The 22,269-nt window shown below is 67.8% G+C and carries 16 protein-coding genes; 12 read left to right on the top strand and 4 right to left on the bottom strand.

All coding sequences use genetic code 11. From position 1 onward, the window contains the following. The 3 genes from C1930_RS00700 to C1930_RS00690 form a co-directional block, all read right to left on the bottom strand. Nucleotides 1–425 (bottom strand): leucine zipper domain-containing protein (locus C1930_RS00700; protein ID WP_159093512.1); only part of this gene is annotated, 425 nt, incomplete at its 3' end. Between the two features lie 573 nt (nucleotides 426–998). Further along, nucleotides 999–1,904 carry an AEC family transporter gene (locus C1930_RS00695; protein ID WP_108751767.1) on the bottom strand — a complete coding sequence of 302 codons (906 nt, stop codon included), beginning with the start codon at nucleotides 1,902–1,904 and terminating at the stop codon, nucleotides 999–1,001. Nucleotides 1,905–1,922: 18 nt separating this feature from the next. Then, nucleotides 1,923–2,558, bottom strand: coding sequence for a hypothetical protein (locus C1930_RS00690; protein ID WP_108755040.1), 636 nt, complete (start codon nucleotides 2,556–2,558; stop codon nucleotides 1,923–1,925). Between the two features lie 165 nt (nucleotides 2,559–2,723). Here C1930_RS00690 and C1930_RS00685 point away from each other — a divergent pair, with 165 nt between their 5' ends. The 3 genes from C1930_RS00685 to C1930_RS00675 all read left to right on the top strand — a co-directional run bounded on the left by C1930_RS00685 (nucleotide 2,724) and on the right by C1930_RS00675 (nucleotide 8,270). Next, nucleotides 2,724–6,410 (top strand): indolepyruvate ferredoxin oxidoreductase family protein, encoded by a 3,687-nt coding sequence (locus C1930_RS00685; protein ID WP_108770847.1) that lies wholly within the window; start codon nucleotides 2,724–2,726, stop codon nucleotides 6,408–6,410. Between the two features lie 180 nt (nucleotides 6,411–6,590). Then, nucleotides 6,591–6,950, top strand: coding sequence for a helix-turn-helix transcriptional regulator (locus tag C1930_RS00680; RefSeq protein ID WP_108772513.1), 360 nt, complete (start codon nucleotides 6,591–6,593; stop codon nucleotides 6,948–6,950). Nucleotides 6,951–6,983: 33 nt separating this feature from the next. Then, complete coding sequence (locus C1930_RS00675) at nucleotides 6,984–8,270, top strand: type II toxin-antitoxin system HipA family toxin (protein ID WP_108770846.1); 1,287 nt, start codon at nucleotides 6,984–6,986, stop codon at nucleotides 8,268–8,270. Here the strand turns inward: C1930_RS00675 and C1930_RS00670 are convergent, their stop codons facing one another. Continuing rightward, nucleotides 8,271–8,885 (bottom strand): DUF938 domain-containing protein, encoded by a 615-nt coding sequence (locus tag C1930_RS00670; protein ID WP_108770845.1) that lies wholly within the window; start codon nucleotides 8,883–8,885, stop codon nucleotides 8,271–8,273. A gap of 716 nt (nucleotides 8,886–9,601) precedes the next feature. Between C1930_RS00670 and C1930_RS00665 the strand changes: the two genes are divergently transcribed. Genes C1930_RS00665 through C1930_RS00625 form a run of 9 tightly spaced genes read left to right on the top strand, consistent with a single transcriptional unit; the run spans nucleotide 9,602 to nucleotide 21,915 of the window. Then, nucleotides 9,602–11,233: a TldD/PmbA family protein gene (locus C1930_RS00665; RefSeq protein ID WP_199912393.1), complete on the top strand. Its 1,632-nt coding sequence runs from the start codon at nucleotides 9,602–9,604 to the stop codon at nucleotides 11,231–11,233. A gap of 31 nt (nucleotides 11,234–11,264) precedes the next feature. Then, entirely contained in the window at nucleotides 11,265–12,899 is a 1,635-nt protein-coding gene (locus C1930_RS00660) for a TldD/PmbA family protein (RefSeq protein ID WP_108770844.1), read from the top strand. Nucleotides 12,900–12,920: 21 nt separating this feature from the next. After that, nucleotides 12,921–14,255 carry a TldD/PmbA family protein gene (locus C1930_RS00655; protein WP_108755036.1) on the top strand — a complete coding sequence of 445 codons (1,335 nt, stop codon included), beginning with the start codon at nucleotides 12,921–12,923 and terminating at the stop codon, nucleotides 14,253–14,255. After that, a complete protein-coding gene (locus C1930_RS00650) occupies nucleotides 14,255–14,962 on the top strand; it encodes a DUF4159 domain-containing protein (RefSeq protein WP_108760858.1) in 708 nt (235 codons plus the stop codon). Before C1930_RS00655 ends, C1930_RS00650 begins: the two co-directional genes overlap by 1 nt. A 13-nt stretch (nucleotides 14,963–14,975) precedes the next feature. Then, nucleotides 14,976–15,959 (top strand): MoxR family ATPase, encoded by a 984-nt coding sequence (locus C1930_RS00645; protein ID WP_108755034.1) that lies wholly within the window; start codon nucleotides 14,976–14,978, stop codon nucleotides 15,957–15,959. A gap of 7 nt (nucleotides 15,960–15,966) precedes the next feature. Next, nucleotides 15,967–16,863, top strand: coding sequence for a DUF58 domain-containing protein (locus tag C1930_RS00640; RefSeq protein WP_108755033.1), 897 nt, complete (start codon nucleotides 15,967–15,969; stop codon nucleotides 16,861–16,863). Then, complete coding sequence (locus tag C1930_RS00635; protein ID WP_108770843.1) at nucleotides 16,860–17,981, top strand: BatA domain-containing protein; 1,122 nt, start codon at nucleotides 16,860–16,862, stop codon at nucleotides 17,979–17,981. Before C1930_RS00640 ends, C1930_RS00635 begins: the two co-directional genes overlap by 4 nt. Beyond that, nucleotides 17,978–20,110 carry a hypothetical protein gene (locus C1930_RS00630; protein ID WP_108770842.1) on the top strand — a complete coding sequence of 711 codons (2,133 nt, stop codon included), beginning with the start codon at nucleotides 17,978–17,980 and terminating at the stop codon, nucleotides 20,108–20,110. Before C1930_RS00635 ends, C1930_RS00630 begins: the two co-directional genes overlap by 4 nt. After that, nucleotides 20,107–21,915: a hypothetical protein gene (locus C1930_RS00625; RefSeq protein WP_108770841.1), complete on the top strand. Its 1,809-nt coding sequence runs from the start codon at nucleotides 20,107–20,109 to the stop codon at nucleotides 21,913–21,915. Before C1930_RS00630 ends, C1930_RS00625 begins: the two co-directional genes overlap by 4 nt. Nucleotides 21,916–22,269 lie beyond the last annotated feature (354 nt).

Raw genomic sequence — 22,269 nt, 5'->3', positions numbered from 1 at the left:
TTCTTGATATCCAGGTGCAGCAGTCCTCCGGGCTGATCGTATTCGTATCGGATGACCGCTTTGGGCGGATCCAGCCGGCACAGCCGGTTGAGGCCGTGAACACGCATCAACCGGGAAATGGTGCTGTGGCCGATCCCCAAGGCCTTGGAAATGGTCAGGTAGGTGTGCCGTTTACGGCGGCGCTCCTTGATCTGCTCGACGACCGACGCAGGCGTGGCATGCGGCGTCTGGTGCGGGCGAGAGCTGCGGTTTTCCAGCCCCGACGCCCCGAACTCCCGGAATCGGGCCAGCCACTTGTAGGCCGTACGCACACTTACGCCACACGCTTGTGCTGCCTCCTCCGGCCGCAGGCCCTCGTGGAGGATGCGACGGACAAGAAGTTCTCGACTAAACGGCGTTAAACGGGCATTTTTATGGTTGTTCATCCGGGCTCTTTGGGATCTGGAGAGGTGTGGTAACCACCATTTTCCAGAGATGTCCCGGATGAACAACGTACAGAGAGATCACAGTTAGTCGACTGCAACAGCCGTGCTTGGCCGGGCGGGTTGGGTTCGCGGGGGACGCCGTGAATCCTTCCATGGAGGCTTAGCCGCGCCATCCATGGCGCGGATACCCCCGCGAACCCAACCCGCCCGACCCTCTGACAGTTTCCGTGCGCGGTCAGCCACGGAGAAGAAAAAGAAGAGCAAGAGCAGAAGCGGGTCGCTTCGCTCGCATCCACGCATGGCGTGGATCTACCGTGTCGACCAAGGTCGACACCTATCAGAGCAGATCAGATCCCGTGTCGTTCCGGCAGATCGCAGGAAACTGTCGGAGGCGGGGTGGGTCCGGTTGCGGGGGTGTCCGCGGCATGGATGCCGCGGCCAAGGCTACAGGGACGTACTTGCGCCGTCCCCCGCAACCGGACCCACCCCGCCATCCCACGGAATGCTCGCTTTTGCTCTTGCTTCGGCTTTGGCTCGTGGCGGGTGCAGGGCTGCAAGCCCTGCCGCACAACCTCACCCCAGTACCCACATCCATGCCGGCAGGGTGACCAGCGACAGCACGATGCCGTAGCCCACCAGCGCGGCCGCCAACCGCGGCGCCAGGCGGTGCGAGATCGCCAGCGCGGCGGCGGTGATCATGGTCGGCATGGCCGATTCCAACACATTGGCCTGCAGCATCAGGCCCTGCATGCCCAACAGCCACGACAACGGCAGGGCCAGCGCCGGCAGCACCAGCAGCTTCAGCAGCAGGCCCACGGCCAGCGGCTTCAGCTCTTCGCGGCGCAGGCGCAACTGGATCGACAGGCCCACCGCCAGCATCACCAGCGGCAGCATCGCATCGGCCAGTTGCTTCAGCGCGGTGCCGATCCAGGCCGGCGGCTGCGCTGGCATCAGCAGCAGGGCGAAAACCAGTGCCCACAGCGGCGGAAAACGCGCGATCCGCCCCAGTACCTGGCGCGCGGTGGGCGGCCGGTCGCCACTGTAGCGGGCCAACACCAGCAGACCGAACGTCGACAGCAGCAGGAACGTACCGAACTGGTCGTACACCACCGCGTACGGCAGCGCCGCGTCACCCAGCAGCGCGCGCACCATCGGGTAGCCGATGAAGCTGGAGTTGGCCAGCGCCACGCAGATCAGCAGCACGGCGTGCACATCGCGGGCGAAACCGAACACCCGCGTGGCCAGGCTGACCAGCGCCCAGGTGGCCAGCATCAGCAACCAGGGCGTGGCCATCAGGCCCAGCAGGCTGGCATCCAGGTGCAGGCGCGGCACGTAGGTCAGCACCGCAGCCGGCAGGCAGACGTACAGCACCACCTTGTTCAGCGTTTCCGGCGCGGTTTCCGGCAATGCGCGCAGACGCGCGAACAGCATGCCCAACCCCAGCATGGCCAGGATCAGTGCGAACGCATCAAACGCCATCAGCGGGGTTCAGCCGTTTCAGGGCCAGGCCGGCGGTGCGGCGGCCCAGGCCTGCTGCACTTCGGCCAGGCTGGCCCGTTCGTCGTCGCGCCAGCCCGGCAGCAGTTCGGCGTAGCGGCTGCTGTCGCTCCACTGCGTGGGCTCGGTGCGCACGGCAGCGGCATACCACTTCACCGCTTCCTGCTGCTGGCCGGCGCGCCACAGCGCCAGCGCAAAGGTGGGCGGCACCCAGCTGGGGTTGGTGTACTGGCTGCTGGTGGCCGACAGCCACTGTTCCAGCGCGCCCAACGGCTGGCCCTGGCGCATCAGGTCCCAACCGTAGTTCCAGCGTACGCCCCGGCCTGCGGCGCTCTGCGGCGTGGTGTCGGCCAGCGCGTCGCGATAGAGCTTCTCGCCCAGCTCGGTGCGGCCCATGCCGATCGCCACCGATGCCAGCTGTATGTTGGCTTCCAGTACCTTGCGGCCGCGCTCGCGCTGCTTCATCAGCTGGGCCACCAGTTCGTCACCTTCACCCTGGGCTACCACCATCGGTGCAGCCGCGGCATCGGTGTCGAAATAGAACTCCTGCGGCGCTGGCAGCGCCGGCGCGGCCCATGCATTGGCCACGCCCAAGGCCAGCACGGCGCTGGCCAGCCACTTCAATGAAACGGACATCAAACTTCCCCCTGGTTGAAACAACAACCCCCCACACCCCGATCCTAACCCCAGCACGGCCGCCGATGCGAGTGCCGGGCCACCACGCCCCCACTGTTACAATCCGCGCCTTTCCCGCCCTGCCCCGCGCAGGGCTGGTGCCAGCCGATCCTCACCGGGCCAGCCATGACCAGTACCGCGCAACTCACTTCGCCCTCTTCCGCCGACCTGATCGACCGTGATTACACGCTCGACCACAAGTACACCCGCAACGAGGGGCGGATCTACCTGAGTGGCGTGCAGGCGCTGGTGCGGCTGCCGCTGATGCAGCGCCTGCGCGATTCCGCCGAAGGCATCGACAGCGCTGGCTTCGTCAGTGGCTACCGCGGCAGCCCGCTGGGCGGCTTCGACCTGGAGCTGTGGCGCGCACGCAAGCATCTGGAAGCGGCCAAGGTGAAGTTCACCCCCGGCCTGAACGAAGATCTGGGTGCCACCATGGTCTGGGGCACGCAGCAGACCAACCTGTTCCCCGGCGCCAACGTGCAGGGCGTGTTCGGCATGTGGTACGGCAAGGGGCCGGGCGTGGACCGCTGCGGTGACGTGTTCAAGCACGCCAACGCTGCCGGTACTTCGCGATACGGCGGCGTGCTGGCGCTGGCGGCCGATGACCATGCCTGCCGCAGCTCGACCCTGCCGCATGGCAGCGAGGACGAGTTCGTCAGCGCGATGATGCCGGTGCTGAACCCGGCCGGCGTGCAGGACATCCTGGACATGGGCCTGCTCGGCTGGGCCATGAGCCGCTATACCGGTCGCTGGGTGGGCTTCAAGACCATCGCCGAGACGGTGGAATCCTCGGCCTCGGTGGAAGTTGATCCGCTGGCGCGGCGCATCGTGCTGCCCGAAGACTTCGACATGCCCAGCGGCGGCCTCAACATCCGCTGGCCGGACCCGCCGCTGGACCAGGAGATGCGCCTGCACCGCTATGCGGTGAAGGCCGCGCAGGCCTTCGCCCGCGCCAATGGCATCGACAAGGTGGTGATGGATGCGCCGCGCGCGCGTCTGGGCATCGTCACCACCGGCAAGAGCTACCTGGACGTACTGCAGGCGCTGGAATACCTGGGCCTGGACGAAGCGGCCTGCGCCGACATCGGCATCCGCGTGTACAAGGTCGGCATGACCTGGCCGCTGGAGCCGGAAGGCATCGCGCGCTTCGCACAGGGCCTGGAAGACATCATCGTGGTGGAGGAGAAGCGTGCCTTCATCGAGCGACAGATGAAGGAGCAGTTCTTCAACTGGCCGGCCAGCTGGGGCCAGCGCCCGTCCATCGTCGGCAAGTACGACGAGAGCGGCGAGTGGATCCTGCCGTCCACCGGCGAACTGACCCCGGCCACCATCGCCGGCGTGATCGGTCGCCGCATCCAGAAGTTCTTCAACAACGAATCGATCGAGCAGCGCCTGCAGTGGATGCAGGAAAAGGAAGCCGAGCTCGCGTTGCCGCGCGCCAGCTTCCCGCGCGTGCCGCATTACTGCTCGGGCTGCCCGCACAACACCTCCACCACCGTGCCGGAAGGCTCGCGTGCGCTGGCCGGCATCGGTTGCCATTACATGGTGACCTGGATGGACCGCAGCACCGACACCTTCACCCACATGGGCGGCGAAGGCGTGACCTGGGCCGGGCAGGCGCCGTTCACCGATACCCCGCACGTGTTCCAGAACCTGGGCGACGGCACCTACTTCCACAGTGGCTCGCTGGCGATCCGCCAGGCAGTGGCCGCCGGGGTGAACATCACCTACAAGATCCTCTACAACGATGCGGTGGCCATGACCGGCGGCCAACCGGTGGACGGCCCGCTGAGCGTACCCGACATCGCCCGGCAGATGCGCGCCGAGGGCATCCACACGATCGTGGTGCTGTCGGACAACATCGGCAAGTGGACCGGCCAGCGCGAGCATTTCCCCAGCGATGTCGAATTCCACGACCGCAGTGAACTGGACGCGGTGCAGAAGCGCCTGCGCGAGGTGAAGGGCGTTTCGATCCTGATCTACGAACAGACCTGCGCCACCGAGAAGCGCCGCCGCCGCAAGCGCGGCAAGCTGGAAGATCCGCAGAAGCGGGTGCTGATCAATTCGCTGGTCTGCGAAGGCTGCGGCGACTGCGGCAAGAAGAGCTTCTGCGTGTCGGTGCTGCCGAAGGACACCGAATTCGGGCGCAAGCGCGAGATCGACCAGTCCAACTGCAACAAGGACTATTCGTGCGTGAATGGCTTCTGCCCCAGCTTCGTGACCGTGCACGGTGGCCAGCCGCGCAAGGGCAGCAAGCGCGATGCTTCCACCCTGCTGGACAACCTGCCGGCGCCGACCGTGCGCGGCACGCTGGAACAGCCCTGGAACATCCTGATCACCGGCGTGGGTGGCACCGGCGTGGTGACCATCGGCGCGCTGCTGGGCATGGCCGGCCACCTGGAAGGCAAGGGTGCTTCGGTGCTGGACCAGACCGGCCTGGCGCAGAAGGGTGGCGCGGTGACCACGCATATCCGCATCGCGCGGCGCCCGGACGATATCCACGCCGTGCGCATTGCCGCCGGCGAGGCCGACCTGGTGCTGGGCTGCGACATGGTGGTGGTGAATGACTACTGGGCGCTGTCGAAGGTGCGCGCCGGCCGTTCGCAGGTGGTGTTGAACACCTACGAGGCAATGCCCGGCACCTTCACCACCCGCCCGGACATGCAGTTCCCGGCGGCCGACATCATTGCCGGCGTGCGCGTGGCGCTGGGCGGCCAGGAGCCGCTGCTGCTCGATGCCACCCAGCTGGCCACCGCGCTGCTGGGCGATGCGATCGCCGCCAACCTGTTCATCCTGGGCTACGCCTGGCAGCAGGGCCTGGTGCCGCTGTCGTTCGATTCGCTGATGCGTGCCATCGAACTGAATGGTGCCGCCGTAGCGATGAACCAGCAGGCCTTCGCCTGGGGCCGCCTGGCCGCGGTCGACCCGCAGGCCGTGCAGCAGGCCGCCGGCCTGGTACGCAACCGCCACACCGACACCGAAGCCACGCCCGGCCCGCTGCACCCGCTGCCGCCGGGCGAATGGGAAGGCAACGAATGGGGCGCCACCGCCGCGCCGCGCAACACCGGCGACGAACGCGAACTGCGTGGCCTGCCCTCGCACGGTGGCGACGTCGCGTTCCTGCCGCTGGACGATGCGCGCCTGTCGCGTTCGCTGGATGAAATGATCGAACGCCGTGCCGCGTTCCTGGTCGACTACCAGGATGCCGCCTATGCCGCGCGCTACCGCGAGCTGGTGGCACGCGTGCGCGCGGCCGAAGGCGAGCGCATCGGCGGTTCCACCGCGCTGACCGAAACCGTGGCCCGCTACCTGTTCAAGCTGATGGCCTACAAGGACGAGTACGAAGTGGCGCGCCTGTATACCAGCGGCGATTTCCAGCGCCGCTTGCAGCAGCAGTTCGAGGGTGACTACCAGCTGCGCTTCCACCTGGCGCCGCCGTTGTTCGCCAAGAAGGACGAACAGGGCCGCCTGCTGAAGAAGGAATACGGCCCGTGGATGTTCAAGGCCTTCGGCCTGCTGGCCAGGCTGAAGTTCCTGCGTGGCGGCCGCTTCGATGTGTTCGGCCGCACCGAAGAGCGCCGCATGGAACGCCAGCTGATTGCCGATTACGAGGCGACGGTGCAGCTGCTGCTGGACGGGCTGGAGGACGACCGACTGTCGCTGGCGGTGGAGATTGCCAGCGTGCCCGAGCACATCCGCGGCTTCGGCCACGTCAAGGAAGCCCATTTCGCGCAGGCCAAGGCGCGGGAAGCGGCGCTGCTGGCGCAGTGGCGCAACCCGAAGGCGCTGCATATCGTGCAGGTGGCGTAACCGGCAGCAGGACCCTCCCGGCCCTTGGCCGACTGCCCGGAAGGATTTCGCGCCTGAAGCGCTGGCGATCAATGCCAGCGAACGCCGACATTTGAAAAATTGTCGTCGTTCAATGACATTCTTGAAATGTTATCGAACGGCGACTTTGATTAAATGTTGCCGAGCGCATACATTCCACCTATGGACATCCTGCGAACGTCCCGACACCTGGGCCTGGTCATCCGCCAGCGTCGCAAAGCACTCCGTTGGGATCAGGCCCAGTTGGCCGAACGCGTAGGCGTCAGTCGGCAATGGGTCATCGAAATGGAGAAGGGCAAGCCGCGGGTGGAGCTGCAACTGGTGCTGCGGACGCTCAACGTCCTCGGCCTGATACTGGCTACGGGCACTGTCGAGGGAATGGCCTCCTCCGCTGCATCGTCGGAAATGCCTCTGGAACTGCCTGATATCGACACTATCGTGGATGGCAACGGGCTGCGCCCGGACGAGCACCGCGCGACTGCCATGACGTTGGGGCGTAGAAAGCCCCACAAGGCCGTCTGACAGCCCCTTCCTCCCGGACATCGTGCCTCCCGCATGGACCTCAACGTACTCCTTTCCAACAGACTGGCTGGATACCTGGGACAGGATGCACATGGCCATCCGACATTCCGGTATGCAGACAGTTGGCGCCAGACGCCGGGCGCCTATCCCTTGTCACTTGCACTTCCATTGACAGAGAACAGCGCGCCCGCTGCCACGCTCTCTGCGGTCCTGTGGGGGCTGCTGCCCGACAACGAGGCCCTTCTGCAGCGATGGGCTTCCCGGTTCCATGTTTCGTCCCGCAACCCGGTCGCGTTGCTGTCACATGTCGGTGAAGACTGTGCAGGCGCGGTCCAGTTCGTACGAGGCGAACGGCTCGCCGCCGTACTTGCCGGTGAGGACGATCGGCAGGAGCCGCTGTCCCTCCATGAGGTCGCTCAGCGCCTTCAGCGGATCCGAGTGGACCAGATTGCAGCGCGGCAACCCGATGATGTCGGCCAGTTCAGCCTGGCCGGGGCGCAACCCAAGATCGCCCTGATGCAACGCGACGATGGAGGTTGGGCAATTCCGGCCGGTCGCATCCCCACCACGCATATCCTCAAACCGCCCAGTGGCGACTACGACGGATTCGTGGAGAACGAGGTCTTCTGTCTGCGCCTGGCCAGTCAACTCGGCATGTCGGCTGCGTCCACTGAAATGATCTGCATGGAGGACGCACAGGCCATTGCGGTGACGCGCTTCGACCGCGTGCGAACAGCACAGGGTTGGCAACGCGTTCACCAGGAAGACTTCTGCCAGGCGCTGGGTGTCATGCCACACATCAAGTACCAGAATCAGGGCGGACCGGGGCCGGCCGATCTGGCGCGCGTGCTTTGGGAACATTCCAGCAAGCCAAGAGCGGATGTCGAAAGACTGCTGCAGGCACTGCAGTTCAACTATCTCATTGGCGGCACTGACGCGCATGCCAAGAACTATTCGCTGCTGATCGGCGCACAAGGAAGCGTTCGCCTTGCCCCGCTGTATGACATCTCAAGTGCACTGCCCTATGCACATCTGCAGCAACGCAAGATCAAGATGGCCATGAAGATCGGCAGTCATTACCGCTGGTGGGATGTCCGCTTGGCGGATTGGGAGGCCACCGCTGATGGAATGAAGCTGGACCCGCAGAAATCACTGTCGGGCCTGTTCGACATGGCAACACAGCTGCCCGGCATCGCCCGGGCATTGCTCGCGGGGCTGCAGGCAGAGGGCATGCGCCACCCGGTTCTGGAACGTATGGTGGACGGCATCAGTGCAAGCTGCCAGCGCTGCCTGCGGCAATTCGAACAATCCGCTAGCTGATCACCCCAACCGCCACAGCAGCAGTCGGTTGTTGGCTGGCATGGCCACGTCGCGCAGGCGGGTGAAGCCGTTGTCCGCGGCCAGCGTCTGCACGGCTTCCACGTCGCGGATGCCGCTGCGCGGGTCGCGCGCCTTCAGCCAGGCATCGAACTGCGCATTGCTGTCGCTGGTGTAGCGGCCGCCGTAATTGAACGGGCCGTACGCCGCAAGCAACGCGCCGTGGCGCAGCAGCGGCGGCAGAGCGGCGAACAAGGCCTGCACGTAGTCCCAGCCCATGATGTGCAGCGTGTTGGCGCTGAATGCGGCGTCGAAGGTGCTGCCTTCGGGCAGCGCCAGACCCGGCGCAGGCGGCAGTTCCACCTGCAGCGCCAGCGGCGGCAGCAGGTTCAGCAACGCGGCCTCGGCGCGCCAGGCCTCGATGCCCGGCAGATGGTCGGGGTGATCACTCGGCTGCCAGCGCAGCCACGGCCAGCGCTCGGCGAAGAACGCGGCATGCTGGCCCGTACCACTGCCGATTTCCAGCACCCGGTGGCGATCGCCCATCCACGGGTCGAGCGCCGCGGCGATTGGTTCGCGGTTGCGTTCGCAGGCTTCTGAATACGGCTTGCTCGACATCAGGGCGGGGTCCAGGCGGAGTCGGCCCATTGTGCACGAGGGGGGATTGTTGGGCAGGGCTTGCAGCCCTGCACCTGCAGAGGCAACGGCAACGGCCAAAGCAACAGCAAAAGCTGGTTTCCTGTGGGTAGGCGGGGTGGGTCCGGTTGAGGGGGACGCCGTAAACCCATCCATGGGGGCTTGGTCGCGGCATCCATGCGGCTCACGCCCCCTCAACCGGACCCACCCCGCCTTCGACAGTTGACCGCGATCTGTCGGAACGGCACGGGGTCAGATCCCGTTGCTACGCAACGGGATCTGACCCCAGATTTATTTCGATATCTGACAGATGTGTCGACCAAGGTCGACACCTACCAACAGCCGCGCGGACAACCATCGCAGTTCCCAACAGCTGCAGGAATCTGTCAGAGGTGGGGCGGTGTCGGATTGCGGGGTGTCAGCCGCATGGATGCGGCTGCCAAGCCTCCATGGACGGATTCACGGCGTCCCCGCAATCCGACACCGCCCCGCCCACCCACGGAATGCCGCTCTGGCTCTGGCTCTGGCTCTGGCCGTTGCCGTTGCCCCAAGCAGGTGCAGGGCTGCAAGCCCTGCCGAAACCCTCCCCACCCATGACTGCAGTCACTTGCCGCCACGCCCCGCGCTGGCGAAAGTCGGAGAGTTGACGTGATCGGCCTGGCCCGTTGCCAGCCGCACGGAAGTGAGAGAGAGACGCTGTGCAACGACGTGAGTTCCTGGCATTTTCCGGTCTGGGCCTGGCGGGCCTGGTGCTGCCGCATTCGCGGCTGATCGCGGCCGAGCAGCTGCTGGCGCCGGTTGATACCGCCCAGCGCAGGCGTTTGGCCGAGGTGGCCCTGTCCGCCGCCCGCAGCGCCAAGGCCAGCTACTGCGACGTGCGCATCGGCCGCTACCTCAACCAGTCGATCATCACCCGCGAGCACCAGGTCGGCAACGTGACCAACCGGGAGTCGTCCGGCGTGGGCGTGCGGGTGATCGTCAATGGCGCCTGGGGCTTCGCCGCCACCCACCAGCAGACCGAGGCCGCCGTGCGCGGGGCCGTCGAGCAGGCAGCCGCCATCGCCCGCGCCAACGCGACCATCCAGACCCACCCCGTGCAACTGGCCCCCACCCCGGCCGTGGGCGACGTGCGCTGGCAGACGCCGGTGCGCAGGAACGCCATGGCCGTACCGATCCAGGACAAAGTGGAACTGCTGCTGGCGCTCAACAGCGCCGCGCTGGATGCCGGCGCCGACTTCATCAACTCCACCCTGTTCCTGGTCAACGAGCAGAAGTACTTCGCCTCCAGCGACGGCTCGTTCATCGACCAGGACATCCACCGCATCTGGCTGCCCTTCACCGCCACCGCCATCGACAAGGCCAGCGGCAAGTTCCGCACCCGTGCCGGCCTGTCCTCGCCGATGGGCATGGGCTACGAATTCCTGGATGGCGATGCACGCGGCAAGGTGCAGCTGCCCGGCGGCATCACCGCGTACCGCGATTCCTATGACCCGGTCGAGGACGCCATTGCCGCCGCCCGCCACGCGCGCGAGAAGCTGAAGGCGCCCTCGGTGAAGCCCGGCAAGTACGACCTGGTGCTGGACCCGTCCAACCTGTTCCTGACCATCCACGAGAACGTCGGCCATCCGCTGGAACTGGACCGCGTGCTGGGCTACGAGGCCAACTACGCCGGCACCAGCTTCGCCACGCTGGACAAGCGCGATGCCGGCTTCCGCTGGGGCAGCGACATCGTCACCTTCTTCGCCGACAAGACCCAGCCGGGCAGCCTGGGCGCGGTCGGCTACGACGACGAAGGGGTGAAGACCCAGCGCTGGGACCTGGTGCGCGATGGCGTGCTGGTCGATTACCAGGCCACCCGTGACGAGGCCCACATCCTCGGTCGCGAGGCTTCGCACGGCTGCAGCTACGCCGATTCGTGGTCCAGCGTGCAGTTCCAGCGCATGGCCAATGTCTCGCTGGCGCCCGGGAAGACGCCGCTCAGCGTGGAGGACATGATCAAGGACGTGGAGAACGGCATCTGGATCCATGGCCGCGGCTCCTACTCCATCGACCAGCAGCGCTACAACGCGCAGTTTGGTGGCCAGCTGTACTACCAGATCAAGAACGGAAAGATCACCGGCATGGTCGAGGACGCGGCCTACCAGATCCGCACGCCGGAATTCTGGAATGCGTGCACCGCCATCTGCGATGAACGCGATTTCCGCCTGGGCGGCTCGTTCTTCGATGGCAAGGGCCAGCCCGGCCAGGTCTCGGCGGTCTCCCACGGATCGTCCACCACCCGCTTCAACGGCATCAACATCATCAACACCGCGCGCAGTCTCGGCGCCTGAGTCTTCCCATCCTTCGACGTGGAGAGCAGCCTTGCAAAGACGTGACTTCCTGGCCCTGACCGGGCTTACCGCGGGTGGCCTGATCGTGCCCTCCTTCTTCGGCAAGGCGATCGCCGCCGAGCAGCTGCAGTCCAGCCTGGACCCGGCGTTGAAGAAGCGCCTGGCCGACGCCGCCCTGCAGGCCGCGCGCAGCGCCGGCGCCACCTACTGCGACGTGCGCATCGGCCGCTACCTGCGGCAGTTCGTGATCACCCGCGAAGACAAGGTGCAGAACGTGGTGAACACCGAGTCCACTGGCGTGGGCATCCGCGTGATCGTCAACGGTGCCTGGGGCTTTGCGGCCACCAATGCGCTGGGCACCGCCGACGTGGCCCGCGCCGCGCAGCAGGCCGCCGCGATTGCCAAGGCCAACGCCGGCGTGCAGACCGCGCCGGTGCAGCTGGCCAAGGCACCGGGCGTGGGCGAGGTCAGCTGGAAGACCCCGATCCGCAAGAACGCCATGGACGTGCCGATCAAGGAAAAGGTCGACCTGCTGCTGGACGTCAACGCCGCGGCGATGGGCGCCGGTGCCAGCTTCGTCAACTCGATGCTGTTCCTGGTGAACGAACAGAAGTACTTCGCCTCCACCGATGGTTCCTACATCGACCAGGACGTGCACCGCATCTGGGCGCCGATGACGGTCACCGCCATCGACAAGGCCAGCGGCAAGTTCCGCACCCGCGAAGGCCTGTCCGCGCCGATGGGGCTGGGCTACGAGTACCTGGACGGCGCCGCCGCCGGCAAGGTGCTCACCCCCAACGGCGTGGTGAACTACGGTTCGTCCTACGACATGAAGGAGGACGCCATCGCGGCCGCCAGGCAGGCGCAGGAGAAGCTGAAGGCGCCGTCGGTGAAGCCCGGCAAGTACGACCTGGTCCTCGACCCGTCGCACACCTGGCTGACCATCCACGAATCGATCGGCCACCCGCTGGAACTGGACCGCGTGCTCGGCTACGAAGCCAACTACGCCGGCACCAGCTTCGCCACCCTGGACAAGCGCGAGCAGCACTTCCAGTACGGCAGCGAGCAGGTGAACATCTTCGCCGACAAGACCCAGCCGGGCAGCCTGGGCGCGGTTGCCTATGACGATGAAGGCGTGAAGTGCAAGCGCTGGGACCTGATCAGCAACGGCAAATTGGTGGACTACCAGACCATCCGCGACCAGGCCCATATCCTGGGCAAGACTGAATCGGACGGCTGCTGCTATGCCGATTCCTGGTCCAGCGTGCAGTTCCAGCGCATGGCCAACGTGTCGATGGCACCGGGCAAGACCCCGCTCAGCGTGGCCGACATGATCAAGGACGTGGAAAACGGCATCTACATCATCGGTGACGGTTCGTTCTCGATCGACCAGCAGCGCTACAACGCGCAGTTCGGTGGCCAGCTGTTCTACGAGATCAAGAACGGGCAGATCACCCGCATGCTGGAAGACGTGGCCTACCAGATCCGCACGCCGGAATTCTGGAACGCCTGCACCGCCGTGGCCGACGAGCGCGACTACCGCCTGGGCGGGTCGTTCTTCGACGGCAAGGGCCAACCCGGCCAGGTTTCGGCGGTCTCGCACGGCTCGTCCACCGCGCGCTTCAACGGCATCAACGTCATCAACACCGCACGCAGCCTCGGCTGACCGGTCAGGAGCCCTTACACCATGAGTATCTTCACCGAAGCCCAGGCCAAGGCCATCCTCGACAAGGTCATCGCCCTGTCCAAGGCCGATGAGTGCAGCGCCGTACTGGTCGGTTCGCTCAACGGCAACATCCGTTTCGCGCTGAACAACGTGTCCACCAGCGGCATTGTCGACAACACCGAACTGGCCGTCACCGTGGCCTTCGGCAAGCGCGTGGGCACCGCCTCGATCAACGAGTTCGACGATGCCGCGCTGGAACGCGTGGTGCGCCGCGCCGAGGATCTGGCCCGCCTGGCCCCGGAAAACCCGGAATTCATGCCGGCCATCGGCAAGCAGACCTACCGCGCCAGTCCCACCTTCAGCGAATCCACCGCCGCCATCGATCCGGCCTTCCGGGCCAAGGTCGCCGCCGATTCGATCGCCCCGTGCCGTGGCAACGGCCTGATCGCCGCCGGCTTCCTGGAAGATGGCCAGGGCTTCTATGCCACGGCCAACAGCAATGGCAACTTCGGCTACCAGCGCACCACCAGCTTCGACTACACCTGCACCGTGCGCACCGAGGACGGCCGCGGTTCGGGCTGGGTCGGCCGCAACCTGAAGGACGCCGCCGACTTCAAGGCCGAGCAGGACATCCGCATCGCCATGCGCAAGGCCACCGAATCGGCCGAGGCCAAGGCGCTGGAACCGGGCAAGTACACGGTCATCCTGGAGCCGGCCGCAGCGGCCGGCCTGATCAGCTTCATGATGAATTTCTTCAGCGCCCGCTCGGCCGACGAAGGCCGCAGCTTCCTGTCGAAGAAGGGCGGCGGCAACAAGCTGGGCGAGCAGGTGTACGACCCGCGCGTGAGCATGTACGCAGACCCGTGGCACCCGGAAGCGCCGGTGCTGCCGTGGGATGGCGAAGGCATGCCGCGCGAGCGCATGGCCATCATCGAGAACGGCAAGGTGGCCAACCTGGACTACTCGCGCTTCTGGGCGCAGAAGCAGGGCAAGACCGCCAAGGCCACGCCGGGCAACCTGCTGATGAGCGGCGGCGAGAAGAGCACCGCCGAGCTGGTGCGCGGCACCCAGAAGGGCATCCTGGTCACCCGCACCTGGTACATCCGCATGGTCGACCCGCAGACCGTGCTGCTGACCGGCCTGACCCGCGACGGCACCTTCTACATCGAGAACGGCCAGATCAAGCACCCGGTGAAGAATTTCCGCTTCAACGAATCGCCGGTCATCATGCTCAACAACATCGAAGAGCTGGGCAAGCCGGTGCGCGTGGCCGGTGACGAATCCAGCTTCGTGATGATGATCCCGCCGATGAAGCTGCGCGATTTCACCTTCACCTCGTTGTCCGACGCCGTCTGATGGATCGCCGGGCCTGCCTGCGCTGGTTGGCCGCTGCCGCTTCGGCGGCGGCGCTGCCAGCGTGGGCGCAGGCGGGCCCGCGCAGTTCCCGCTACGACTTCTGGTTCACCCGCCTGCAGTACGATTCCGGCGATTGGGACGTGGACGCGCGCATGCCGTCCAACCTCATCACGTCCTTGATCGACTACACCTCGCTGCGCGTGGACCCGCAGGAACACGTGGTGGCCCTGGCCGATCCACGCATGCTGGAAGCGCCCTTCTGCTATCTGGCCGGGCATACCCTGGTGGAGTTCAACGCCGCCGAACGGCAGAACTTCGTGCGCTATGTGCGCAACGGCGGCTTCGTCTTCGTCGATGACTGCAACCATGACATCGACGGCCTGTTCGCCACCTCGTTCGAAGCGCAGATGGCGCGCCTGTTCGGGCCCAAGGCACTGCAGAAGCTGCCCAACAGCCACGCGCTGTACCGCAGTTTCTTCCGCTTCCCCGAAGGTCCGCCCGCCACCAGCTTCGAACTGAACGGCTGGGGCGACGACCTGGTGCACGACTACCTGAAGGGCATCGAGGTCGATGGCCGCCTGGGCGTGCTCTACAGCAACAAGGATTACGGCTGCGAGTGGGACTACGACTGGCGCAACAAGCGCTTCCTGGCCGAAGACAACACCCGTTTCGGCGTCAACATCGTGATGTACGCACTGAACAACTGATCGGAACACCGCCATGACCCAGCCCGACCTCGATTCCCTGCTGCCGCGCCTGCATGCACTGCGCGATGCCCTGGCCCATGCCGTGGTCGGCCAGAACGCGGTGGTCGAGCAACTGCTGATCGGCCTGCTGGCCGGCGGCCACTGCCTGCTGGAAGGCGCGCCCGGGCTGGGCAAGACCCTGCTGGTGCGCTCGCTGGGCCAGGCATTGAAACTGCAGTTCCGGCGCGTGCAGTTCACCCCCGACCTGATGCCCAGCGACATCCTCGGCACCGAACTGCTGGAGGAAGACCACGGCACCGGCCATCGTCATTTCCGCTTCCAGCAGGGCCCGATCTTCACGAACCTGCTGCTGGCCGACGAACTCAACCGCACCCCGCCCAAGACCCAGGCGGCGCTGTTGGAAGCCATGCAGGAACGCACGGTCAGCTACGCGGGAACGACCTATGCACTGCCCGCGCCTTTCTTCGTGCTGGCCACGCAGAACCCGATCGAGCAGGCCGGCACCTATCCGCTGCCCGAAGCACAGTTGGACCGCTTCCTGCTGCACGTGCTGGTGGATTACCCCAGCGAAGACGAGGAACGGCAGATCCTGGAACAGACCACTGGCGGCGCCAGCGCAGCGGTGCCGAAGGTGATGGATGCCGAGGCGGTGATCGCCCTGCAGGCGGCCGTGCGCCAGGTCCACGTAAGTCCCGACGTGCTGGCCTGGATCACCCGCCTGGTCCGCGCCAGCCGCCCCGGCGACGGTGCGCCGGCGGCCATCAACCAGTGGGTGAAGTGGGGCGCCGGCCCGCGTGCCGGGCAATCACTGGTGCTGGCAGCCAAGGCCCGCGCACTGCTGCAGGGCCGTTTCGCCGCCACCCGCGAGGACGTGCAGGCCCTGGCCGCACCGGTCATGCGCCATCGCCTGCTGCTGTCCTTCGCCGCCGAAGCCGAACAGAAGCGCGCCGACGACGTGGTTGCAGCGCTGCTGCAGGCCGTGCCGTTCCCCAGTTGATTGCCGCGTGAGCGCCGCCATCCCGCTGACCCTGCCGCCGGACCTGCGTGCGCGCCTGCGCACGTTGCGGCTGTCGCCGCGCCTGGCCAGCGGCGCCAGCGGCATCGGCCAGCACGCCAGCCGCAGCCGCGGTGCCGGCCTGGAGTTTGCCCAGTACCGCGCCTACGAGCCGGGCGACGCGCTGCGCCAGATCGACTGGAAGCTGTACGCCCGCTCGGACCGCTTCTTCGTGCGCGAATCCGAACGCGAGAGCCCGATCACCGTCTGGCTGCTGCTGGACGCCACCGCCTCGGCCGGCCAGGCCGACCGTGCCGCGCCACAGCGCACGCGCCTGGACCACATGCGTGGCGTTGCCGCGTGTGTGCTGGAACTGGCCCTGCAGCAGGGCGACCGCTTCGGCCTGCTGGCAATCAATGGCGATGGCCTGCAACTGGTGCCGGCCGCCAGCGGTGCACGCCAGCGCGATCGCATCCATCTGCAACTGCATGCCCTGCAGGCCCGTGGCGCGTGGCCGGTGGCCGAGCGCCTGCGCCCGCTGTGGGAGCGCGTGCGCCCCGGCGATCTGCTGCTGGCAATCGGCGACGGCTTCGACGAAGCCGGTATCGCCTTGCTGGAACAACTGGCCGGCGCGCGCCGCGAGGTGATGCTGCTGCAGATCCTGACCGCCGACGAACGCGACTTCCCGTTCGATGCCGGCCATCGCTTCCGCGATCCGGAAACCGGCGACGAACTGCTGGGCGATGGCGCTGCAATCCGCAGCGATTACCTGCAGCGCTTCGCTGCCGCGCGCACCGCCCTGCAGTCACGCTTACAGGCCAGCGGTATCGCCAGCGCCATCGGCTGGCTCGACCAACCGCTGGACCAGCCACTGCAGGCCCTGTTCGGCCGCCGGGGCAGCGCATGAACCTGCTGTTCCCGCTGGGCCTGGCCGCACTGGCTGCCTGGCTGCTGCCGCTGCTGATCCACCTGGCCCGCCGCCATCCGTACACGCCGCTGGATTTCGCGGCCCTGCGCTGGCTGCGCGCGCAGATCCGCCCGCGCCAGCGCATCCGTTTCGATGACTGGCCATTGCTGCTGGTGCGCCTGCTGTTGCTGGCAGCGCTGGCCCTGCTGCTGGCGCGGCCAGCGCTGACCGGTCCCGCGCCGGTGCCTGCCGCCTGGACCGTGGTTGCCCCGGGATTGGATGCGGGCGGCTTGCGCGGTGGCGCCGACGCTGCGAACTGGCATTGGCTGGCGCCCGGATTCCCGTCCATCGAACAAGCGCCAGTACCCGGCAGCGCCACCCTGCCCAGCCTGCTGCGCGAACTGGACGCGCAGCTTCCTGCAGGCACCCCGTTGATCGTGCACGTGCCCGATCCGTTACCCGGCCTGGATGGAGCACGGGTGCAGCTGTCACGCGAGGTGCAATGGCATACGCATCCGCTCGCGCTCACCGCGGAGCGGGCCCAGGCAGCGCCACCGCGGCTGCGCGTGCAGGCCGATGCACCCAGCGCGGCGCAGCACTGGGTGAACGCACTGCAGCGCGCGTGGGGCGTGCAGGCAGCGCCGGATACGTTGCCTGTCGATGCCCTGCCCGCGCGCGGCGAAACCGCTGTATGGACCCGGGGCGAGGCACTGCCCGCCCGCTGGCAGGCGTGGCTGGGCGACGGCGGCCAGGTGCTGACCGCCGCCAAGCCCGCCGCGAACGCCAGTGTGCTGCTGCGCGACGCCAGCGGCGCCCCCCTGCTCTGGCAGCAGCGCGTCGGCCGCGGCCGTCTGCTGTCGCTGCCCGCTGACTGGAATGTCGCCAAGACCGAGGCGCTGCGCGATCCGCACCTGCCGCGTGCCCTGCTGCTGGCGCTGCAGCCGCCGGCGCCACCGCGGCTGGGAAATGCCCTGGACCAGGAGCCACAGCGCGCGGCACTGCCGGCCGCCACAGCGCCGGTGCGCGAGCCCACCGCGTGGCTGCTGCTGGCCATCGTGCTGCTGTTCGCGCTGGAGCGCTGCATGGCCAGCAGCGCGCGGCGCAGGACGGCGGCATGAAGACACTTCAACTCGCATGGCGCCGCGCCCGACGCCGACGCGCGCTCATCACCCTGTTGCTGGGACTGCCCTGGGCGTTGGCCGCCGCCACGTTGGCCCTGCGCTTGGGCGGGTTCGACATTGCCTGCGTGGTCGCCACGGTCGGCCTGCTCGCCTGCGCCGCGCTGGCCACCGCGCACGCGCGCCGGCTGGACCGGCACTGGCTGCAGCGGCAACTCGACACCAGCGGCAGCAGCGAAGACAGCGCCGACCTGCTGTTTGCCGATGCTGCCACGCTCAATCCGCTGCAGCAGCGCCAGCGCACGCATGTGCTGGCCACACTGGAACGCACCATGCCGGAGCTGCCTCCGCGTTGGCCACGCAGCGCGCTGCTGCTGTGCTGGCTGGGCGGCCTGGCCATCGCGCTGCTGGCGCTGGGCTGGCCGCGTGCGGGCGCACCGTCGCTGCCTGCGCACGCGCCGGCAGCGGGCGATAAGGCGCCCGCAGGACCGCTGCACCTGCAGTCCACCCGCCTGCGGGTGGACGCGCCGGCCTACACCGGGCAGCCGACCCTCACCCAGAATGCGTTGGATGCCAAAGTCGCCGCAGACAGCCGGCTGTCCTGGTCACTACGCTTCGATCGCGCCCCGGCCAGGGCCTGGCTGCAGTTCCACGATGGCCGGCAATTGCCGCTGCACGAGCAGGATGGCCACTGGCTGGCGCAAGACGTTGCGCGCGCGCCCGTGCTGTACCGCGTGGTGAGCGAACCGGCGCTGGCCGAAACCCGTCTGCACCGGCTGGACGTGGTGGCCGACCGGGCGCCCAGCGTGCGCGTGCTGGAACCGGTATCCAGCCTGGTGCTGGGCACGCCCGGGCAACGCCAGTGGACGCTGCGCTTCGAAGCCAGCGATGACTATGGCGTCGCTGCTGGGGCAATGTTGTCGATCACCACCACCCAGGGCAGTGGCGAGAACATCACCTTCGCAACACGCCGCGTGGCGCTGACCGGCAGCGGCGAAGCCAGCGCGCGGCGCTTCGCCCACACGCTGGATCTGGCCGCACTGGGCGCGCAGCCCGGCGGCGATGTGATCGCACAGCTGGAAGTCCGCGACAACCATGCACCCCGGCCGCAGACCGCGCGCAGCAGCAGCGTGATCCTGCGCCTGCCGACTGCGGAGGTGGCACTCACTGCCGAGCTGGAAGGCCGCATCAAGAAGACCCTGCCGGCGTACTTCCGCAGCCAGCGGCAGATCATCATCGACGCCGAAGCATTGATCCGCCAGCGGCGTGCCCTCGCTGCCGATGCGTTCGTGACGCGCAGCGATGCCATCGGCGTGGACCAGCGCATCCTGCGCCTGCGGTACGGCCAGTTCCTGGGCGAGGAGAGCGAAGGCGCAGCGAAGCCGCCGCCGACCAGCGATCTGCCCACCAGCGATGCACCCACCGCCGACGCGCACGACCACGGCGACGATCATGACCACGATCACGGCGGCACCGCCAGCAGCGCCGATACGCCGCCGGTGTTCGGCAGTGCCACCGACGTGCTTTCCGAGTACGGCCACACCCACGACCACGCCGAAGCGGCCACCCTGCTGGACCCACAGACGCGGGCCACGCTGAAGGCCGCGCTGGACCAGATGTGGTCGGCCGAAGGCGAGCTGCGCCAGGGCCGTCCGGAGCAGGCACTGCCCTTCGCCTACAAGGCGCTGGGTTTCATCAAGCAGGTGCAGCAGGCCGAGCGCATCTACCTGGCCCGCGTGGGGCCGGAGCTGCCGCCCATCGATGAGAGCCGCCGCCTGGGCGGTGACCGCGCCGGGCTGGCCAGCCGTGAACTGCCGTTGGCGCCACGCACGCCACCGGACCCGGCCATCGTCGAGGCCTGGCAGCGGCTGGGTGATGGCGAAGGCGCCGCCGACCTGGATGCACTTGCCAACTGGCAGCAACGCAATGCGGCCTACCTGCCCGATGCACTGGACCTGGCCGCCGCCATCGAGCAACTGCGTATCGCGCCTGGCTGCAAGGACTGCCGCCAGCGCCTGCGCGCGCAGCTGTGGCGCGCCCTGCAGCGCCCGCTGCCGCAGGTGATGCGGCGCACGGCCACCGATGCGATGGGCCAGCAGTATCTGGATGCACTGGAGGTGCTGCCATGACGGCCACCGCGTTGAACCTGTGGCTGGCCGTCGCCCTGGCCATCATCGTGGTCGTGGCCAGCCTGCTGCAGCTGCGCACGGCCACCGCGCATCGCGGCTGGCGCGCGGTGCGGATGGTTCTTCAGGCCATTGCCGCCGTGCTGCTGTATTTCTGCCTGTTGCCGCCCAGCGCGCAGCAGCCGGCGGGCGGCCTGGTCGTGCTCACCGCAGATGCCGCCGCCGCGGGTGCCGTGCCGGCCAGTGACGGTCCAGTGCTGCTGTTGCCGGAGGCGCCCGACGTAGTGGGTGGCCAGCGGGTGCCCGACCTGGCCACAGCGCTGCGCAGGCACCCTGCCGCCACGCTCACCCTGGTCGGTGCCGGGCTGGCAGCCCGCGATCGCGATGCCGTGCTGCCGGCGCGCGTGACGTGGCAGGCATCCCCTGCACCGTCTGGCTGGATCGCACTGCAGCCCCCGGCCGATGCCGCGCCCGGCGCCCGTTTCGACGTCCACGCGCAGGCGCGCGGCGTCACCGGCGGGCGCGCCGAACTGTTGGACCCGGCCGACACCGTGGTTGATCGAGCGACGTTGGGTGCCGATGGTCGCGTGCGCCTCAGCGGCATCGCCCGCGCGCCCGGCCGCAGCGTATTCCATCTGCGCCTGCAGGATGCGCAGGCCCATGTGCTGGACAGCGTGCCGGTGCCGCAGCAGACGATCGCGGCGCCGCCCCTGCGCCTGCGGGTGCGCGCCAGTGCGCCGGGGCCGGAGTTGAAGTACCTGCGCCGCTGGGCCACCGATGCCGGCCTGCGCGTGCAGGTCCAGGCCGACACCGGCGCCGGCCTCAGCGTAGGTGACGGTGCGGTGCCGTTGGACGCCGCCAGCCTGGCGCGCAGCGATCTGTTGCTGCTGGACGAACGCAGCCTGGCGGCGTTGAGCGCCGGGCAGGTGTCCGTGCTGCGCCAGGCCCTGCGCGAGGGGCTGGGCGTGCTGGTCCGCAGCGGCGGCGTTCCGTCGGCCAGCGCACGGCAGCGCCTGCGCGATCTCGGCTTGCCGGTGCAGGGTGATGGCGGCAGCCATGCCGTTGCACTGCCCGGCGATGGTGATAGCGCGATGCTGGCCGCGCGTCGGGGTCCGCTGGCCGCCGGCACCCTGCCCAGCGCGGATGGCGAAGTCGCCGACCGCAGCTCGCACACGGCCGCACTGCCCGCGCTGGAAGCACTGTCCCTGCAGTCGCCCGGCAGCAATGCACTGCTGCACGACCAGACCGGCGCGCCGATCGGCAGCTGGCGCAGCGTCGGCAAAGGCCGTATCGGCCTGCTGCCGCTCACTGACACGTGGCGCTGGGTGCTGGCCGGTCGCGATGATCGCCACGGCGAACTGTGGAGCACGGTGCTGGCCAGCGTGGCCCGCGCGCAGCGTAACGGCGACGCGCTGTGGTCACCGCAGCCGCAGGCCTGGCTGGGCGAACGCGTCGCCGTGTGCGGCGTGCAGGCACCGCTGCAGGCCTTCGATGCAAAGGATGCAGGCGTGCCACTGGTCGTTGACGCCGCCACAGCGTCGCAGCGCTGCGCCGGCTGGTGGCCGCGTGCCGCAGGCTGGCAGCGGCTGCAGCATGGCGACGCGACGTTATGGCGCTATGTGTTCGACACGAAGGACGCCGCCGTCCTGCACCGCCAGGCGATGATCGATGCAACCACGCAGGCGCTGGCAACCACCGTGCCGGTCAGCGCGCAGGCGATGCAGCCGGTGGCCGGCCCGCGCTGGCCATGGTGGCTGGCGTTCGTGCTGTGCGCTTCCCTGCTGTGGTGGCTGGAGCGGCGCAGATGAAAGCCGGGGTCGGATCCCTTTCGCACGCGAAAGGGCTCTGACCCCACCACGTGGATCGCAGGCCGCATCCACGCATGGCGTGGATCTACCGGGGTCGGATCCCTTTCGCGTGCGAAAGGGCTCTGACCCCACCACGTGGATCGCAGGCCGCATCCACGCATGGCGTGGATCTACCGGGGTCGGATCCCTTTCGCGTGCGAAAGGGCTCTGACCCCACCACGTGGATCGCAGACAGCATCCACGCATGGCGTGGATCTACCGGGGTCGGATCCCTTTCGCGTGCGAAAGGGCTCTGACCCCACCACATGGGTCGCAGACAGCATCCACGCATGGCGTGGATCTACCGGGGTCGGA

Origin of the sequence: Stenotrophomonas sp. SAU14A_NAIMI4_8 (assembly GCF_003086695.1) — a bacterium.
In the GTDB taxonomy this organism is placed as follows: Bacteria; Pseudomonadota; Gammaproteobacteria; order Xanthomonadales; family Xanthomonadaceae; genus Stenotrophomonas.
The sequence above is the reverse complement of the archived record's forward strand: the minus strand, read 5'-3'. Positions and strand labels throughout refer to the sequence as shown.

Bases quoted from the DNA above. Each gene is read 5' to 3' on its own strand.
- C1930_RS00695 (WP_108751767.1), bottom strand. From the start codon at position 1,904: ATGGCGTTTGATGCGTTCGCACTGATCCTGGCCATGCTGGGGTTGGGC.
- C1930_RS00690 (WP_108755040.1), bottom strand. From the start codon at position 2,558: ATGTCCGTTTCATTGAAGTGGCTGGCCAGCGCCGTGCTGGCCTTGGGC.
- C1930_RS00685 (WP_108770847.1), top strand. From the start codon at position 2,724: ATGACCAGTACCGCGCAACTCACTTCGCCCTCTTCCGCCGACCTGATC.
- C1930_RS00680 (WP_108772513.1), top strand. From the start codon at position 6,591: ATGGACATCCTGCGAACGTCCCGACACCTGGGCCTGGTCATCCGCCAG.
- C1930_RS00675 (WP_108770846.1), top strand. From the start codon at position 6,984: ATGGACCTCAACGTACTCCTTTCCAACAGACTGGCTGGATACCTGGGA.
- C1930_RS00670 (WP_108770845.1), bottom strand. From the start codon at position 8,885: ATGTCGAGCAAGCCGTATTCAGAAGCCTGCGAACGCAACCGCGAACCA.
- C1930_RS00655 (WP_108755036.1), top strand. From the start codon at position 12,921: ATGAGTATCTTCACCGAAGCCCAGGCCAAGGCCATCCTCGACAAGGTC.
- C1930_RS00650 (WP_108760858.1), top strand. From the start codon at position 14,255: ATGGATCGCCGGGCCTGCCTGCGCTGGTTGGCCGCTGCCGCTTCGGCG.
- C1930_RS00645 (WP_108755034.1), top strand. From the start codon at position 14,976: ATGACCCAGCCCGACCTCGATTCCCTGCTGCCGCGCCTGCATGCACTG.
- C1930_RS00635 (WP_108770843.1), top strand. From the start codon at position 16,860: ATGAACCTGCTGTTCCCGCTGGGCCTGGCCGCACTGGCTGCCTGGCTG.
- C1930_RS00630 (WP_108770842.1), top strand. From the start codon at position 17,978: ATGAAGACACTTCAACTCGCATGGCGCCGCGCCCGACGCCGACGCGCG.
- C1930_RS00625 (WP_108770841.1), top strand. From the start codon at position 20,107: ATGACGGCCACCGCGTTGAACCTGTGGCTGGCCGTCGCCCTGGCCATC.